At 42.9% G+C, this 17,804-nt stretch carries 18 protein-coding genes; 9 read left to right on the top strand and 9 right to left on the bottom strand.

The genetic code is table 11. The features are described from left to right. Window positions 1–133: 133 nt before the first annotated feature. Window positions 134–2,182, top strand: coding sequence for a M13 family metallopeptidase (locus FTU19_RS12875; RefSeq protein WP_180131480.1), 2,049 nt, complete (start codon window positions 134–136; stop codon window positions 2,180–2,182). A 155-nt stretch (window positions 2,183–2,337) separates the two neighbouring features. Next, entirely contained in the window at window positions 2,338–2,832 is a 495-nt protein-coding gene (locus FTU19_RS12870; RefSeq protein ID WP_179993175.1) for a hypothetical protein, read from the top strand. A gap of 41 nt (window positions 2,833–2,873) precedes the next feature. Here FTU19_RS12870 and yddG read toward each other — a convergent pair whose 3' ends face one another. From yddG to gatC, 7 genes are all read right to left on the bottom strand, one after another. Beyond that, window positions 2,874–3,809, bottom strand: coding sequence for an aromatic amino acid DMT transporter YddG (yddG, locus tag FTU19_RS12865; RefSeq protein ID WP_179993176.1), 936 nt, complete (start codon window positions 3,807–3,809; stop codon window positions 2,874–2,876). 109 nt (window positions 3,810–3,918) lie between these two features. After that, window positions 3,919–4,128, bottom strand: a complete 210-nt coding sequence (locus tag FTU19_RS12860) for a hypothetical protein (RefSeq protein WP_179993177.1) — start codon at window positions 4,126–4,128, stop codon at window positions 3,919–3,921. A 222-nt stretch (window positions 4,129–4,350) separates the two neighbouring features. Then, window positions 4,351–4,956 (bottom strand): hypothetical protein, encoded by a 606-nt coding sequence (locus FTU19_RS12855; RefSeq protein WP_180011453.1) that lies wholly within the window; start codon window positions 4,954–4,956, stop codon window positions 4,351–4,353. A 90-nt stretch (window positions 4,957–5,046) separates the two neighbouring features. Then, window positions 5,047–6,102, bottom strand: a complete 1,056-nt coding sequence (locus FTU19_RS12850) for a hypothetical protein (protein ID WP_180131477.1) — start codon at window positions 6,100–6,102, stop codon at window positions 5,047–5,049. A gap of 60 nt (window positions 6,103–6,162) precedes the next feature. Continuing rightward, complete coding sequence (gene gatB / locus FTU19_RS12845; RefSeq protein WP_179993409.1) at window positions 6,163–7,638, bottom strand: Asp-tRNA(Asn)/Glu-tRNA(Gln) amidotransferase subunit GatB; 1,476 nt, start codon at window positions 7,636–7,638, stop codon at window positions 6,163–6,165. Continuing rightward, on the bottom strand, window positions 7,638–9,116 hold the full coding sequence (gene gatA, locus FTU19_RS12840; protein WP_179993410.1) for an Asp-tRNA(Asn)/Glu-tRNA(Gln) amidotransferase subunit GatA: 1,479 nt from the start codon (window positions 9,114–9,116) through the stop codon (window positions 7,638–7,640). Before gatA ends, gatB begins: the two co-directional genes overlap by 1 nt. A 52-nt stretch (window positions 9,117–9,168) precedes the next feature. Next, entirely contained in the window at window positions 9,169–9,483 is a 315-nt protein-coding gene (gatC, locus tag FTU19_RS12835) for an Asp-tRNA(Asn)/Glu-tRNA(Gln) amidotransferase subunit GatC (RefSeq protein ID WP_005234479.1), read from the bottom strand. A 132-nt stretch (window positions 9,484–9,615) separates the two neighbouring features. Between gatC and FTU19_RS12830 the strand changes: the two genes are divergently transcribed. The 6 genes from FTU19_RS12830 to FTU19_RS12805 all read left to right on the top strand — a co-directional run bounded on the left by FTU19_RS12830 (window position 9,616) and on the right by FTU19_RS12805 (window position 14,368). Continuing rightward, complete coding sequence (locus tag FTU19_RS12830; RefSeq protein WP_005234480.1) at window positions 9,616–10,662, top strand: rod shape-determining protein; 1,047 nt, start codon at window positions 9,616–9,618, stop codon at window positions 10,660–10,662. Between the two features lie 16 nt (window positions 10,663–10,678). Further along, the gene (gene mreC, locus FTU19_RS12825; RefSeq protein ID WP_004783097.1) at window positions 10,679–11,536 is read left to right on the top strand and encodes a rod shape-determining protein MreC; all 858 of its coding nucleotides are present in this window, start codon (window positions 10,679–10,681) and stop codon (window positions 11,534–11,536) included. Then, the gene (gene mreD, locus FTU19_RS12820) at window positions 11,523–12,014 is read left to right on the top strand and encodes a rod shape-determining protein MreD (protein ID WP_166139624.1); all 492 of its coding nucleotides are present in this window, start codon (window positions 11,523–11,525) and stop codon (window positions 12,012–12,014) included. Before mreC ends, mreD begins: the two co-directional genes overlap by 14 nt. Continuing rightward, window positions 12,002–12,568, top strand: a complete 567-nt coding sequence (locus FTU19_RS12815; RefSeq protein WP_179993411.1) for a Maf-like protein — start codon at window positions 12,002–12,004, stop codon at window positions 12,566–12,568. Before mreD ends, FTU19_RS12815 begins: the two co-directional genes overlap by 13 nt. Before the next feature lie 39 nt (window positions 12,569–12,607). Further along, the gene (rng, locus tag FTU19_RS12810; protein WP_005234484.1) at window positions 12,608–14,062 is read left to right on the top strand and encodes a ribonuclease G; all 1,455 of its coding nucleotides are present in this window, start codon (window positions 12,608–12,610) and stop codon (window positions 14,060–14,062) included. Between the two features lie 132 nt (window positions 14,063–14,194). Continuing rightward, entirely contained in the window at window positions 14,195–14,368 is a 174-nt protein-coding gene (locus FTU19_RS12805) for a PA1571 family protein (RefSeq protein WP_004783090.1), read from the top strand. A 157-nt stretch (window positions 14,369–14,525) separates the two neighbouring features. On the opposite strand, the gene FTU19_RS12800 is transcribed toward FTU19_RS12805, so the two are convergent. Continuing rightward, on the bottom strand, window positions 14,526–15,908 hold the full coding sequence (locus FTU19_RS12800; RefSeq protein ID WP_004783088.1) for a wax ester/triacylglycerol synthase family O-acyltransferase: 1,383 nt from the start codon (window positions 15,906–15,908) through the stop codon (window positions 14,526–14,528). A 172-nt stretch (window positions 15,909–16,080) separates the two neighbouring features. Then, a complete protein-coding gene (locus FTU19_RS12795) occupies window positions 16,081–16,815 on the bottom strand; it encodes a phosphoadenylyl-sulfate reductase (RefSeq protein ID WP_034703384.1) in 735 nt (244 codons plus the stop codon). 208 nt (window positions 16,816–17,023) lie between these two features. On the opposite strand from FTU19_RS12795, the gene thrH reads away from it, so the two are divergent. Beyond that, window positions 17,024–17,641, top strand: a complete 618-nt coding sequence (thrH, locus tag FTU19_RS12790) for a bifunctional phosphoserine phosphatase/homoserine phosphotransferase ThrH (RefSeq protein WP_125279669.1) — start codon at window positions 17,024–17,026, stop codon at window positions 17,639–17,641. Window positions 17,642–17,804: the final 163 nt, after the last annotated feature.

Below are 17,804 nucleotides of genomic sequence, written 5' to 3'. Positions count from 1 at the left end.
TGACCAGCATGCAGAGTCAAGAACAGTTTAAAAATTGGCATATATGCTGCTTATAAAGATTTAAGTGTTTGATTATCAGGTCAACACGCATTGATAAATTCAACTGCGCAATGAAGCGCGAGGATAGCAAGCTTTGAAAATTTTTCTAAAAACCGCATTGGTAAGTGCTTTATTAGCCGTTTCCTCTGCAAATTATGCTTCAGATCAAACCGCTATTGCAGCACTTGGCTCGGGGATTCATCTTCAACATTTTGATAAAAAAATCGCACCACAACAGGACTTCTATCAGCATGTAAATGGGCACTGGTTAGAGCATGAGGAAATCCCGGCTGATATGCCAAACTGGGGCGCATTCACGATTTTGCGTGAAAACTCGACCCAGCAATTACATGACATTGTAGAAGAGCTGGCGAAAACCAAATCGGATTATGGCAGCAATGAGCAGAAAGTGGGGAGCTTATATGCCAGCTTTATGGACACGGAAACTTTAAATGCAAAAGGTATCCAGCCGCTAAAAGCAGATATCGCCAAAATTGATGCCATGAAAAGCAAAAAAGATTTCACTTTGTTGCTTGCAGACTATGCAAAAAACCGTGTCAGTACACCTTTTGAATTTGGCGTGATTCCTGACTTGAAAAAGTCTGATCAAATGGCGGTGTTTTTGGGTCAAAGTGGTTTAGGTTTACCGGATCGTGACTACTATTTAAAAGACGATGAAAAACTGAAAAGTGCCCGTGAAACTTATGTTAAACATATTGCTAAGCTGTTGACGCTATCGGGTGAAACAGAAGCAGATGCGGCTGCACATGCACAATCTATCCTGAACTTAGAAACTGAAATTGCCAAAATTCAGTGGGATAATGTGCAGAACCGTAATCTCGAAAAAATGTATAACGTCTATACATTAAAAGACGTCAAAAGCCTGGTGCCAGAATTTGACTGGAAAACCTATTTTAAAGCGACGGGTTTAGATAAAAAAACCAAAACCGTGATTGTGGCGCAAAAAAGTTATTTTGAAGATTTAAACAAGATTTTAAGCAGCACACCCCTCGATGTATGGCAAACCTATTTCAAATTCCATCTGATTGATGGCGCTGCACCTTACTTAAGCCAGGAATTTGCTGATGCAAACTTTGAAATGTACAGCAAAACCTTACGCGGTGTGACCGAGCAACGGGCACGCTGGAAACGTGGGGTTGATATGACTAATGCCGTACTCGGTGAAAGTCTGGCACAAGTCTATGTCGCAAAACATTTCCAGCCTGAACAGAAACAGCGTATGGAAAAACTGGTAGAAAACCTGTTGCTGGCATTTGAACAGAATCTAGAAAAACTGGACTGGATGGGTGCAGAAACCAAAGCACAGGCACACCGTAAGCTGAAAAGCTTTAGAGTAAAAATTGGCTATCCAAATAAATGGCGTGACTATAGCAAGCTGGAAATTAAAGATGGCGACCTGATTGGTAATCTGCGTCGTACCAACAGTTTCAATTATGACATTGCGCTGGATAGGTTGGGGAAACCGGTTGATCGTGAAGAATGGCATATGCTGCCGCAAACGGTAAATGCTTACTACAACCAAATGGGCAATGAAATTGTTTTCCCTGCTGCTATTTTACAGCCGCCATTCTTTGATATGAATGCTGATGATGCCGTGAACTATGGCGCAATTGGGGCAGTAATCGGGCATGAAATCAGTCATGGCTTTGATGATCAGGGCAGCCGCTTTGATGCAGATGGCAACATGAAAAACTGGTGGACCGAAGAAGACGATAAAAAGTTCAAGGAAAAAACCAAAGCTCTGGTCGAGCAATATAATGCTTATGAAGCGATACCGGGCTATCACGTCAACGGTGAGCTGACCTTAGGTGAAAATATTGCCGATAACTCAGGTCTGGCAATTGCCTATGAAGCTTATAAGCTTTCACTAAATGGCAAGCCTGCTCCGGTGATTGATGGATATACCGGAGATCAGCGTTTCTATATTGGCTGGACGCAGGCATGGCGTGCCAAAGTTCGTCCGGAACTGGCATTACAGCTGTTAAAAACAGACCCGCATTCACCAGCAGCCATTCGTGGCCGTGCGACCTTACTTAACCAGAAACCTTTCTATGAAGCCTTTAGCGTCAAGCAAGAAGATCCAATGTATCTGGAAGAAGATAAACGGGTAAAAATCTGGTAAGTCTGATTTCCTCATTCGATTCCAAAAGTCCTGACTGATGTCGGGACTTTTTTTATCTCTCAGGTTACAGAGTTCTACAGGTTTTCTAATCTTTTACATGCTACAAAGAAACTGCATTGTTCAAGCAGTTTGAACGGGTGAAAAAGGAAAGGAATATGGGATTCAAAGCTTTATCGGGTCTTCGGGCAGTCTTTATGACTACAGCATTGCTGGGTGCAACTCAGATTGCGACAGCCGGTCCAACAGTTGATCAGCTTAGTGACTGTTTAATGAAATCCACGACGGCCACTGATAAAACCACAGTCTTGCAATGGACCTTTGTGGCATTGGGTAATCATCCCGATCTGAAAGCTTTTAGCAATGTAACTGCAACTCAAAAGGAAACACTCGACAGAAATTTAGTGACGGTTTTACAGCGGATTCTGGTTGAGCAATGTCCAACCCAAACCAAAGCGGTGATTCAGGCTGAAGGAGTACAAGCAGTGGGCGAAAGTTTCCAGGAGCTTGGGCAGGTCACAGGTCAGGAAATACTGAAAAATCCGGAAATTAAAAGTCAGCTAAGTGGCGTACTTAAATATATCGATATGAGCAAACTGGTTACAACTTTTTTGACCCCTGAGGTGTGGAATAAATTAGGCATCACCCGTTAATGAATTGCAGATGCAGTAAACTTAAACCGCAAAAATGTAGTTTAAGTTTTATAGAGCTTGCCTGGAAACAGGCGGTCTCGAATTTCATTCCAGTTGGTCGATAGCCAGCAAATAAATGAACCTAAGGTGACCATCATCGTACCGATCCAAAAGGTATGCGATAGACTGGTATTCAGTACCCACATCGAAATGATAGACGAAAAGATCGGGCTAAAATAAGATAACGCGACCAGCATTGCGATATTACCCTGATTAATCCCGATATTCCAGGCTGCATAGCCCAATCCAGTTACGACCGAAACCAGCAACATATACAGCATAATATTCAAGTCAATATTAAGAAGTTGCGGCAGTTGTTCGTGATCTAACAGCAGCGTCTTGCTCCAGAGAACCACACTTACCATCGCGAAAAAGAACACGATTGGGTTATGTCCTTGGCTGTATTTTTTGGTAAATACACAATATAACGACCATAAACTCGCCCCAATGAATGCCAATATGTAACTGGTTGGATTGGCCTGCATGTTGTGAATGACGGTTGCTAAATGAATATCGCCGTTGCCCGTCTGGATATAAAAAATACCTGCCAGACTAATACTGAGCCCTACCACCACCAAGCTGTGAAATTTTAGTTCATGAAATAGAATGAACATGGCGATGGTCATACTGGGCCACAGATAATTCACCAGACTAATTTCAATGGCTTGCTGTGCAGTTTGTGCGAGTGCTACGGCATAGGCAAAGCAGATTTCATATACCAGAAATAATGCAGCTGCACTGAGCAGATAAAATTTGGGTATGGTTTTGAGTTTGGGAACGCCAAAAACAGCCAGTAAGAGCAGGGTGCTTAAGCTATACATCATAAGTACAGCCAGATCAGGTCCAATACTAAAACTGATTTTTTTGAGTAATCCCACGATAGATGACCACTGTAAAATGGCACTTAAGCCAATCAGCGTAGCGAGGTTTTTCGACATGGTAAGGGCGGGATGGGAGAATGTGCAGATTGTATTCCTGTTGAGTGATTTTCAATATGGGACAGACACGATTTTATGATCAAATTCAAAAAAATCGTTAACAACCGCTTTATGATTTGAATATCCCGATCATGAGTTTAATGATCCAGAAAATGGGCGTGAAAATTAGCTCGATACCATCGGAAAGGTTGGCAATTTTGCTTTGTCTGGCTGTGAGTGTACGTGGTTTGATAGATTTACGTCTTCTTGACTGATATGCGCCAATGATGAACACAAGAATGATCAGGATAATGCTGAGTAAGATAATGTGATTTGACATGTTTTTATTTTTCTTCGGTTTGTTTTTGATTTTATAGCAGAAATTTGACTTTTCTCTAATCCTCACTTGTACTTCGTTTTAGAAATACCTCTCCCTAACCCTCTCCTAAAAGGAGAGGGAACTTCCAATATTAAATTTATAGCGGCTTTTAATTAGGAATGATTTCTCCCTCTCTCTATGGGATGAGAAGCACTGCTTCGCAAGGGGGTGAGGGAGAAAGAATTACAACAAATCAGGATAAAACCTCTCAAACTCCGGATTTACAGCTTCACCCCTCAGCAAATAACCTTTTGGCTGAATATAACTATAAATTTCCCGAGCAGGTTGTTCATGCCAACCAATATTAAAAGCACACAATTTTGGGAAAAATTGCAGATGGCTATAGTTCAGATTGTTATGAATCCAATAGGCAAGTTGTTGCCAGTTGGATTGGTCTTTTTCATACAGTTCTAGAAATGAAGGAATGACTATACACGCTGTTGCGCCGTGACCTTTTTCGTCGGGATAGTCCCAAATATGGCTGGCAAAGTTTTTTTCATTGCTAGCACAGTTATGTCCTTTTTCGTTGCCAAGTTGATTCACTTGTGGCGAACGATAAGCGGATCGAATGGTGATGCGTCCAAATTTGTCTTGGAGAGGTTCAAGTAGTTCTTCGCAGAGTCGTGTGCCTGTGTAGATGGCTTTTTCAGGATGGTCGGGGAAGTTTGGCACACCATACCAATTGGAGATTTCGCTATACAGGAAATCACGCATAAAAAAGGACTTTGACAGCTGGACGCGCCCTAAGTCTTCGAGTTTGGTGAGGGAGGATACTTTTTTGATAGTCATGTTGTTTTAGATATGAAGTGTTTGGATTGATTCTATAAATAAAGTTATGAAAATAAATTAATAATTCTTTCTTAAAAGGAGAGAGAACATTTAATCTATTTTTAGAATTTGAAGTTGTATTTTGCTAACGAACTCGCTGATATTTGTAATAAGGGTATCGATATCTTCTTTTGAGATTCGTATTTTCTTCTGTTCTTTAGTATACCCAGCTCTATGAGCACAATCATGTCTTTTCTCAACGGCTGGCACTAGCCAAGTAGTTTTGGGAATATCACAGTTTAATGTTGTCTTAAACATAGGAATAACAGTTTGAACATTATGGAATGATTTTGTTTTAAGAGAGTCTTCTACTTTTTTTCTAAGAGTATCTTTCCAATTATTTAATTCTTGAATTTTGAATGTTAAATCTTTGGTTGAGCCATCGTTTAAAGCTTGCTTGAGGATAAAGCTATCTGATGAAAGTACAGTTGTAATGAACGTTGTTTCAAGATAATTCTCTAATGTAGCAATAAGAAAACCATGTAGCATTATATTAATATCTTCTTCTAAATCAGCAGGATAATTATGGTTAAGAATTTGCTTAGCTTTCAATATATTTTTTTCAAAAATATCTATAGATTTGGTTTTTTCATATAACCATTGAAACTCTTGTTGAGTAGTAAAACACATCGTCCTTTTAAAGGATTTAATAAAAAAGTTTTCAGTTAGAATCTGATGCTGTAAGTTATTTTTAACAATATCTCTAATTTTTTCGTAAAAGGAACTAAGTAAAGTTAAGTCCTCCGAGAAATAATTTTCTAGATCGAAATAAAAGTGTTCGTATTCTGGCAAAGAAAATAAATTATTTGGTAGTGTGTTTAGAAAGCGTTGTGGGATAGGTAAATCAAAATAGTATTTAAAATATTCTGTTTCAAAAATACTATTTGTTGGTGATTGCGCAAGTTGACCAATTTTAATTATACCAAAACTTTTCTTTATACAAGGGTTCTTAGAATAGTCACAAATATGGATATTAAACGTTGTTTTGTATCCAAAATCATCCCAATTAGAGGGAGAGAGTAAAATGAGATAACCTGAAAAGTTTTCTAATAGCGGGGGTGCACTAGTTTTATTAAAGTAAATTTTAATTTCCATACTTTCTCCCATAAAAAAACCCCGCATTAAGCGAGGTTTTTATAACATGAAATCAAATAATTAGCGAATAGATCAACCAATCAATTTCTTCATCAATTCATTCACTTGAGCAGGGTTGGCTTTACCACGTGATGCTTTCATCACCTGACCAACCAGACCGTTGAAAGCTTTCTCTTTACCAGATTTATACTCTTCAACCATCTTCTCGTTGGCAGCAAGTACATCCTTAATAATCGCTTCAATCGCGCCTGTATCAGTTTCCTGTTTCAAGCCTTTCTCAGCAATAATCTCGTCCGCAGTTTTGCCTTCTTCCCACATAAAGCCAAACACCTGTTTCGCGATCTTACCGCTAATGGTGTTATCGACAATACGCGCGATCATACCGCCCAATTTCTCACTCGACACAGGAGAGTCAGCAAGGTCTAGGCCAGCTTTGTTTAAAGCACCTGAGAATTCACCCATTACCCAGTTTGCCGCAATCTTACCTTGTGCAGCACCGCCAGCAGCTTTCACCACATCTTCGTAAAACTCTGACATTTCACGAGTCAGTGTCAGTACGTGAGCATCGTATTCAGTCACACCGAAGTCAGCCACGAAACGCGCACGACGAGCAGCAGGAAGCTCAGGCATTTGCGCTTTAATCGCTTCGATTTGCGCATCTGGAATCACCACAGGCAACAAGTCAGGATCAGGGAAGTAGCGGTAATCGTTCGCTTCTTCCTTAGAACGCATTGAACGGGTTTCCATCTTCACAGGGTCGAACAGACGAGTTTCCTGATCAATGGTGCCGTCCCATTCCAGAATTTCCATTTGACGTTCAATTTCAACATTGATCGCTTGTTCAATGAAACGGAATGAGTTCAGGTTTTTCAATTCACAACGTGTACCGAACGGTTGACCCGGACGGCGTAAAGACACGTTACAGTCGGCACGGAACGAACCTTCTGCCATGTTACCGTCAGAAATACCTAACCAGCGAACCAGCGTGTGAATCGCTTTAATGTAGGCAACCGCTTCCTCAACCGAACGCATATCTGGTTCAGATACAATCTCAAGTAAAGGTGTACCTGCACGATTTAAGTCGATACCTGACATACCTTCAAACTGGTCATGAATCGATTTACCAGCATCTTCCTCAAGGTGTGCACGAGTCACGCCAATGCGTTTAGTGGTGCCATCTTCAAGCTGGATGTCGATATGACCCAAGCCCACAATCGGGTTGTCCATCTGGCTGATCTGGTAGCCTTTTGGAGAATCCGGATAGAAATAGTTTTTACGTGCAAACACAGACGCCTGGTCGATGTACGCGTCGATACCCAAACCAAAGCGAATCGCTAAATCCACCACTTCTTTGTTCAGTACTGGCAATACGCCCGGCATGGCCAAATCAACCAGACTTGCCTGAGTGTTTGGATCATTACCAAACTCGGTTGATGAACCCGAGAAGATCTTAGATTTCGTCGCCAGCTGAGTATGAATCTCGATACCAATGACAACTTCCCAACCATCAATCAGGTTAGATTTTGGTTTAGCGTTGTTCTTCGCCATTATGCATTCTCCTCAGCAATTGCAGCGCGTTTTGTATGCCAATCCGTTGCTTGTTGATACTGATGTACCACAGACAACAATTGCGATTCTGACCAGTAGTTACCAATCAGCTGTAAGCCAACTGGCAGGTTGTCTTTGTCAAAACCAACAGGCGCGTTAATCGCAGGAAGACCTGCAAGGTTTACCGCGATGGTGTAGATGTCACCCAGGTACATTTCAACTGGGCTTAAGTTTGCACCGATCCGGTATGCAGTGGTTGGTGCAGAAGGCGCAGCAATCACATCTACAGATTCGAATGCTTTTAGGAAGTCTTGTTGAATTAAACGACGTACTTTTTGTGCTTTCACATAGTAGGCATCGTAATAACCGGCAGAAAGGGCATAAGTACCAATCAGAATACGGCGTTGCACTTCAGCACCGAAACCTTCTGAACGGGAACGCTTGTACAGGTCCATCAAGTCCACTGGGTTTTCACAGCGGTAGCCATAACGCACGCCGTCATAACGTGACAGGTTTGAAGATGCTTCAGCAGGGGCAATCAGGTAATAGGTCGGCACGTAGCTTTCTGTCATGTTGAGATCAATCTCAACCAGAATAGCGCCCATTTCTTCCAGTTTTTTTAAGGATTCTTCAACGCGTGCTTTTACATCAGCGGCAAGACCCTCAACATTGAAGTACTGTTTTGGAATACCAATACGTAGGCCTTTCACAGATGTGCCGTTCAGGTTTGCCACATAATCATCCACTTCTTTTTCCATTGAAGTAGAGTCTTTAGCATCGTGGCCTGCCATCACATTCATCAGGTAAGCACAGTCTTCAGCTGAACGTGCCATTGGGCCGCCTTGGTCTAAAGATGATGCATAGGCGATCATACCGAAACGTGATACACGGCCATAAGTCGGTTTCAGACCAGTCAGACCACAAAAAGATGCTGGTTGACGGATTGAACCACCGGTATCCGTACCGGTTGCAAAAGGTGCTAGATCAGCAGCCACAACCGCAGCAGAACCACCTGAAGAACCGCCCGGAACATGATCTAGTGCCCAAGGGTTTTTGGTCGCGCCAAAATAAGAAGACTCGGAAGTTGAACCCATGGCAAATTCATCCATGTTCACTTTACCAAGTGTGACTAAGCCCGCAGCTTTACCTTTCGCTACAACGGTCGCGTCGTAAGGAGAGATAAAATTGTCCAGCATTTTAGAACCGGCTGTGGTTTTAATGCCTTGGGTACAGAAAATATCTTTATGTGCAATGGGCACACCAGTCAGGGCGGTGGCGTTGCCTGCTTTGATTGCAGCATCGGCAGCATCAGCTTGAGCCAATGCCTGTTCAGCAGTCACGGTCACATAAGCCTTGACCTGTGCATCAATTTTTTCGATGCGTTTTAAATAGTGTTGAGTCAATTCGCGGGATGAAAATTGAGCATTTGCCAAACCTTCAGTCAGTTCACGAATGGATAAGCGGTGTAAATCTGTCATGAGAAATAATTCTTTACGTTTAATTTAATAAAAAGAATGAACTGGGTAGTAATTACTCAATCACGCGTGGGACGAGATACAAACCGTCCTGTACAGCAGGTGCAACTGCTTGGTATTCCTCACGATGATTGCTTTCCGACACGACATCTTCACGTAAAGGCTGTGGGTGGTCGAAAGGGCTTTTCAGTGGTTCAACACCGTCAGTATCGATGCCTTTCAGGGTTTCCATCATGCCTAAAATTTTATTTAAACTTTGAGCATATTCAGCAGATTGCGTATCATTAAGAGATAACCTTGCGAGGTTGGCAATAGCTGAAACTGTTTCTGCATTTAAATCTGCAGAAGACTGTGCATCCGATGTAGACATAATATTACCTAATCAGTATTAAAAAAATTCAAATTATCATGCGTTATGATAAGCGATTGACTTGTCCAAATCATCACATTTAGTTAAAGTGGCCACCTTGCGTCCATATAAAGTTTAACTGAGAACGTCCCCGTGATTCTAAAACGACTAATAGGCTTGTTTTCGCCAGATCTCGCTATTGATTTAGGTACTGCAAATACACTTATTTATGCGCCAGGACGAGGCATTATATTAAATGAACCGACGGTTGTAGCCATCCGTCACAGTGGTTCACATAAAATTGTTGCTGCCGTAGGTCTTGACGCGAAACAAATGCTTGGTCGTACCCCAGCAAATATTTCTGCAATCCGTCCGATGAAAGACGGCGTGATTGCGGATTTCGAAGTGACCGAAACCATGTTAAATCAGTTCATTGGTAAGGTACACGAAAAACGTTTATTCCCGCCAGCGCCACGCGTGGTGGTTTGCGTGCCATGTAAATCGACACTGGTTGAACGCCGTGCGATCCGTGAAGCAGTTTATAATGCGGGTGCGCGTGAAGTACGTCTGATTGAAGAGCCGATGGCAGCTGCAATTGGTGCAGGCATGCCGGTTGAGCAGGCGTGTGGTTCGATGGTTGTTGATGTGGGCGGCGGTACAACTGAGATTGCAGTAATTTCATTACAGGGCTGTGTATATGCAGACTCGCTGCGTATTGGCGGTGATGTATTTGATGAACAGATCATCAACTACGTACGTAAGGCACATGGTTGCGTGATCGGTGAAACCACAGCTGAAGTGATCAAAAAAGAAGTTGGCATGGCACTTCCAGATGAAGGTGCAAAACCACTGGAAATTGAAGTCCGTGGCCGTAACCTGGCTGAAGGTGTGCCTCGTGCGATTGTGGTGAACTCGGATGAAGTCACTCAAGCGATTTCTGATCCACTACAAAACATCGTGTCTGCGGTGAAATCTGCATTGGAACAAACACCTCCTGAACTGTCTTCTGACATCGCTGAACGCGGGATCGTGTTGACCGGTGGTGGTGCATTGCTGCGTAACCTGGACAAGCTGCTTGCCAAAGAAACAGGTCTTCCTGTGGTGGTTGCTGAAGATCCACTGTCTTGCGTGACTCGTGGTGGTGGTAAGGTACTCGAATTCTTCGACAATCCAAATCATGACATGTTATTTGTAGGCTAAGACAAGGATTCGGCGGGTGCAAGCACATCTGTTTTCTCGACAACCGCCATCTTTTCGCTCTTTTATCATTGCACTGATAACATGTCTGGTGGTGCTGTTCTTTGACTGGCGCATGCCACATGTTGTTCAACCTGCAAGGGATGTCTTGTACGCGGCCTATAATCCCATTTATGCCGTGGCCAGCTATCCGGTACTGTCGCGAGAATGGCTGAATCAACAAACCAAATCTGAAGCACAACTGCGTCGTGAGAACACCGCGATGCGGGCTGAGCTATTGCAGGCGCAAGTTCGCTTACAAAAAATTGCAGAGCTTTCTGCGGAAAATACCCGTTTGCGTGGTCTTTTAGATACCCCTCTGATTCTTGATGGGCGTATGGAAATTGCTGAGGTGATTGGTACCGATGCTGATCCGCTGCGCCATATCATCGTGATCAACCGTGGTTCCAATAACAAGCTGAAAGTCGGTCAGACCGTACTGGATGATATGGGGATTATGGGACAGATTATTGATGTCTATCCGCATAGTAGCCGGGTCATGCTGCTCTCTGATAAAGAACACTCCTTGTCAGTGCGTCTGGAACATACTGGTATGCGTGCCATTGTCTCGGGGACCGGGGATCTGGGACGCCTGAAAATGGAATATGTACCGACCAGCGCCAATATCAAAGTCGGTGAAAAAGTTTACAGCTCGGGTCTGGGACAGCATTTTCCGGCAGGTTATCTGGTGGGGACGGTCTCTAACGTGAAACGGCATAATTCAGGAGAATTTGCCCAGATTGATGTTACTCCAGCGGCACAGTTGGCCGGTGGTCATCATGTCGTCGTGCTGTTCTCTGACTCATTAGCGATGGAGCAACCGCATGTCAATCGCTAAGATGCGACCTAAAACACATCGTGATCCTTTATTTGCCATTGTCATATCGGTGATCGTGGCTTCTGTTCTCTCAGTCTATCCACTGTCTTACGAGACTTCGGGATGGCGTCCATTATTTATGTTAATGGTTATGCTGTTCTGGGTATTGTGTCAGCCGACCTGGTGCGGGATCTGGTTTGCATTTGCTACCGGGATCTTCATTGATTTACTGCTTGATGCGCCCTTAGGTCTCAATGCACTCAGCTTTATCATCATTGCTTTTGTGGCACGTTTCCTGACCCGTGAGCGCCGTATTCTGACCTTTGCTAATTTATGGGTCATTACGGCAATTGCGATTCTGGCACATTTGATGATTATCTTCTTTGCCCAGATTTCGACCGGCGTACAATTCTCATTTGCACGACATTGGATTCCCATGCTGACTAGTGTCATCATATGGCCAGTGCTTTATTACTTTTTGAGAAAATGGCGCATTTAATCCTCGCTTCCAGCTCACCCCGACGCCGTGAACTTTTGCAGCAACTCGGGCTGAACTTTGAGATCTGTAGCCCAGATGTAGACGAATCTGTACTGGAAAATGAGTCCATTGCAGCCTATGTCGAACGTCTGGCGCAAGTCAAAGCGGAAGCGGTGGCCAAGCTGTTTCCGGATGCCATTATTATTGCTGCGGATACCAGTTTAGGTGTGAATAATGAGATTTTGGGGAAACCTGAATCCAAACAGCATGCCTTTGAAATGTGGGAAAAAATTTCAGGGAGATGGCATGATGTGTATACTGGAGTGTGCGTCCGCACAAAAGAAGAAAAATACAGTATAGTAGTTCGTACACAGGTTGAATTTCAGCCACTAAATAGCCATGATATGGAAAGTTACTGGGCAACAGGTGAGCCGCTTGGGAAAGCAGGCGCCTATGCAATACAGGGAATTGCAGCGCGTTATATTCCAAGAATAGAAGGTAGTTATTCGAATGTAGTGGGGTTGCCACTATATGAAACAGTACAGTTATTGCAGACGGTTAAGGCACTAAATTAACTGCTGAAAAAGAATTCTTATAATGTTTTGAGTGTTGTTATGTCTGACGAGTTGTTGATTAACGTCACACCGATGGAATGTCGGGTGGCGTTGATTGAAAACGGCACGGTGAATGAACTGTTTGTCGAGCGTACGGCCAAGCGCGGATTGGTCGGGAATATCTATAAAGGAAAAGTGGTCCGGGTCTTGCCGGGCATGCAGGCCGCTTTTGTTGATATTGGCCTGTCCAGAACGGCATTTTTGCATATCAATGACATGGTCTGGCCACGTAACCAGCCAACGCCGAATGTATTCGAACTGCTGCAGCCGGGTCTGATTCTTACCGTTCAGGTGATGAAAGACATGCTCGGTACCAAGGGCGCACGCCTATCTACTGATCTTTCTATTCCTTCACGTTATTTGGTCCTGATGCCATATGGCAATCATATTGGCGTATCGCAGCGGATTGAATCCGAAGATGAACGCAATCGTTTACGCTCGATCATTGAGCGTATTCAGGCAGAACACAAGTTGCCAGGCTCCGTGATTGTCCGTACTGCTGCGGATGGCATTGAAGAAGAGGCGATTGCACAGGATATGGCTTACTTAGCCAAACTGTGGGAATACATCCAGCGCAAACAAAAAGTAATCGCAGTGCCTTCATTGATCTTTGAAGAACTGCCTTTGCCACAGCGTGTCATTCGTGACCTGGCTAATGAAGAAACCGAAAAGATCTATATCGATTCACGCGAAATCCATGGCAAGCTGAAAGAGTTTGTGGATGAGTTCGTGCCGAACATGAAAGACCGTTTGCTACATTATCCGGGCGAGCGACCAATTTTCGATTTGTACAATGTCGAAGAAGATCTGCAAAAGGCTTTACAAACCCGTGTCGCACTGAAGTCCGGCGGTTATCTGATGATTGACCAGACTGAAGCCATGACCACCATTGATGTTAATACCGGTTCTTATGTGGGCGGTCGCTCGCTGGAAGATACGGTGTTTAAAACCAATATGGAAGCCACACAGGTGATTGCACGTCAGCTGCGTCTGCGTAATCTGGGCGGTATTATCATCATTGACTTTATTGACATGCAGGAAGCCCAGCACCGTGAAGAGGTGATGAACCAGTTTGTGAAAATGCTGGAACGTGATCATGCCAAAACCAAGATCACCCAGGTGTCTGAACTGGGGTTGGTGGAGATGACGCGTAAGCGTACCCGTGAGTCTTTGGAACACTTGTTATGCGAGTCCTGTCCGACCTGTCAGGGACGTGGATATGTGAAAACAGCAGAATCAGTGTGTTACGAAATTTTTCGGGAAATCCTGCGCTATGCTCGCGCTTATGAATCACAAAGTGGCTTTACTGTTGTTGCCCATCCGGCAGTGATTGATCGGCTGTTGACTGCAGAAGCCCCAGCTGTAGCGGATCTGGAACACTTTATTAATCGTGTAATTAAATTCCAGGTCGAAAATTTATACACGCAAGAGCAATACGATATCATTCTCAGCTGAAATTGTAACAGAATATCGTTAAACACTTGTTACATCTGAAATTTTACAACTCTACTGATATTTACAATACTAGAAACATCAAATTAGCCAAAGCCTTTCTCCCAGTTCTAGGCTTAGCAAAAGGAGTCTATGATGAGTATGAGTAAAGTTGTAATCAATAAAAGCTTGAAACACGTATTAGAACCAAAGGCTGTGCATGCAGGATATATTGTGGATGAACGCGGGAATGAAGTTCAGATTACAGCTTCTATGATTCGCTCTGTCTGCCATCAGTTATTGAAACAATGTCGTACTATTAAAAGTTAATTAAACCAAAATAGATTGCGGTTGTATGAATTTCATTCAAACTGTAAAAAGAATAAAATAAAGGGGCTTAAATTGCCCCTTTATTTTTTACTAAATGATTGGCAAAAGTGCTCACACACTTTTTAGCAGTCCATTGCCAGATTTTATTCGTCCGCGGCTAACTGACCGCTTTCAACTTTGGGACGGGTTCACCATCCACAATCCGTTCGAAGCGTTGAATTTCTTCTTCAAGATGAGTCAATAGATTCTGCATTTTGGGTAGAGCATTACGGCAAGCAGTAAGACCTACTTCAAGCTTGTCCATATAACTGGTCATGGTGATATTCAGTGCCTGTCCATCCAGTACAATCGAAGCCGGATATAAGGCTTCCAAACGTGCGCCATTCCAGTACAGAGGTTCCTGAGGACCAGGGACATTGGAAATGATCACGTTAAATGCCTGACGTTTTGGCATTAAGCCAGATGCAATATTGAATCCTGCAAGACCGTAGACAAAAGCACTATAGTTCAGAATCTGATTGGCATTCATGCGCTTAAAGCGTTCTTTAGCACTGAGTACACTGCGACGTACCGTTTTAAGACGCTCCAAAGGATCATCCTTATGCGTGCCCAGATTCGCCAGAATCATGGTAATACGGTTGGAAACATCGGAGTCATCGCTACGTACAGAAGCGGGCACCATTGCAATTAATGGTTTTTTCGGCAAGGCATTTTGTGTGAGTAAATATTCGCGTAAGGCACCTGAACAGATCGCTAACACGATATCATTAATCGTTACACCTAAAGCTTTAGAAATATGACGTAAACGTGAGAATTCAAAAGATTGGGCTGCGAAACGACGTGAAGCACTGACGCGCTGATTTAAAATAGAACTTGGTGCTTGAAAGCTGGACACATAATCCGGATTACGCCCCATATCTTTCAGTACGGTTTGTGATAATTCATAAGCCACTCGTGGCGTACATTCCAGCTGGCCTTTAATCGCCTGTAATACATTCTTCATGCGGCTGACTTTCGGCGCTTTCAGACGTTTTGCTCGTGGACCTTCTACACACCAAGGTGGCACAATACTTTTCGCATGTGGATCATGGGAAAGTGATTTTTCTACCAGACGCATGCCTGCAATACCATCTACCATCGCATGGTGAATCTTGAAGTACATGGCAAAACGGTTGCCTTCAATGCCTTCAATAATATGACAGGTCCATAAAGGTTTAGCGCGGTCAATCAGTGCGCTGTGTTCTTGGGAAATATAAGTCAGCAGCTCGCGGATACGCCCAGGTTTCGGTAAGGCAATATGACGAAAATGATGATCTAAATCAAACTCTTCATCTTCATCCCAAAATAAACCGTTTAAATAGTTATTAAATGGAGGAATCGGTGAGGATTTGGAATTGCGAATATCAGTCACCAGATCCCGGATAAAAGAGGCTGGTGCATTGTCAGGAATTTGAAACAAAAATAACCCGCCTACATGCATAGGCTGCTGCCGTTTCTCTAAAGACAAAAAAATAAAGTCAATCGGATGTAATGGACGCATAGCGTAGATTGCCTCACTGCATTTTCTTCAGCTGCTCATGTATAAGCAACCTTGTTAGAATTATTGGTATCACATTACAAAGTATAGCGATTTTGTCGCATAAAGGTACTGATTTTTCTGTAGCCGATTGGTTCACAAAAAAACCACCCGACGAACGGATGGTTTTTTAAGATTATTTTTTCAAGTTCCCGGCATGCAAGCCACATTCTTTATGGGTGGCTTCTTCCCACCACCAGCGTCCTTCACGTTCATGCTGATTTGGCAGCACAGGACGGGTACAAGGTTCACAGCCAATGGAGATAAAACCTTTTTCATGTAGTGGGTTGTATGGAATTTCCATCATTCGGATATAATTCCACACATCTGCACTAGACCAGTTGGCAAGGGGATTATATTTAATCAGCTGTTTGCCTGGACCAGAAAAACCTTCATCAGATTGAACCACTGGAATGTCATTACGTGTTCCCGGGCTTTGGTCTTTACGCTGACCGGTAATCCAGCCATCTAAAGTTGCCAGTTTTTTGCGTAAAGGTTGCACCTTGCGGATTCCGCAACATTCCTGATGGCCGTCACGGTAGAAACTGAACAAACCTTTTTCAGTCGTCAGTTGTTGAATCGCATCTGTTTCCGGGAAACAGATTTCGATATCAATATTATAGTGCTGGCGAACTTTTTCAATAAATTGATAAGTCTCAGCATGCAGACGCCCTGTATCCAGGCTAAATACCCGGAAAGGTTTACCTAAATTAGATGCCATATCAATCAGTACAACATCTTCTGCACCAGAAAATGAAATGGCAATTTCGCCTTCCTGCTCGAGAGCAAGCGCTAAAATTTCACTTGGTGATTTATCTGCATATTCAGATGCAAGCGCATCTACCATAGCAATAGTGGGGATTTTGGTCATATGAGTCCTGGCGGCATAGGCTTGGAAATGACGTGGCCTATATGTATTTATTTCAGATTTATTCTATTTTAATAGAAATGCCCAAAGCTACTTATCACTAAAAAATAAATACTTATGAAAAAAACAGATTTAAAAAAGAACAGTGCAAAATCTTTTTCTTCAGCTATGATAGGGCAAAATTTTTTCAATACAACTGAGGGGATGCTTCATGGAAGTCGTATGTCTAGATCTAGAGGGCGTTTTGGTTCCAGAAATCTGGATCAATTTTGCTAAAAAAACAGGTATTAAAGAGCTCGAAGCAACGACACGTGATATTCCTGACTATGATGTGTTGATGACCCAGCGTTTGAATATTTTAAAACAGCATGGTTTGGGTCTAAATGATATCCAGGCTGTGATTGCGGATATGGGACCATTCGAAGGCGCCAAAGAATTTGTAGAATGGGTAAGTACTCATTTTCAGCTGATTATTCTATCTGATACTTTCTATGAATTTGCTCATCCTTTAATGAAGCAACTAGGCTGGCCAACGATTTTCTGTCATAAGCTGGAAACTGATGAAGAGGGCATGATCACTGCTTATAAACTTCGCCAGCCAGATCAGAAGCGTCAGGCAGTAAAAGCATTACATGGTCTGAATTTCCGTGTGATTGCAGCTGGTGATTCATATAACGATACCACAATGCTGGGTGAAGCAGATCATGGCTTCCTGTTCGATGCACCAGAGAATGTGATTGCAGAATTCCCGCAATTCCCGCCAATTCATGGTTATGATGCATTGAAAGAAGCAATCCGTAATGCATCGGTACGTAATATTCCAGCTTAATTTTTAAGTTTGAAATTAAAAAAAGGCACCAAAGGGTTAATGCCAGTCAGTTAAGCAAATATTAGTAAAATGTAGTAAAAATGAGTGTATGTAAATACGCTCATTTTTTTATGACTTTATCTGAAAATTTAGATTGCACCCTTCAACATTCTTTACCTTCACT

The organism is Acinetobacter sp. YH12072 (assembly GCF_013419565.1).
Classification (GTDB): Bacteria; Pseudomonadota; Gammaproteobacteria; order Pseudomonadales; family Moraxellaceae; genus Acinetobacter.
This window is presented reverse-complemented; position numbering and strand designations above follow the sequence as displayed.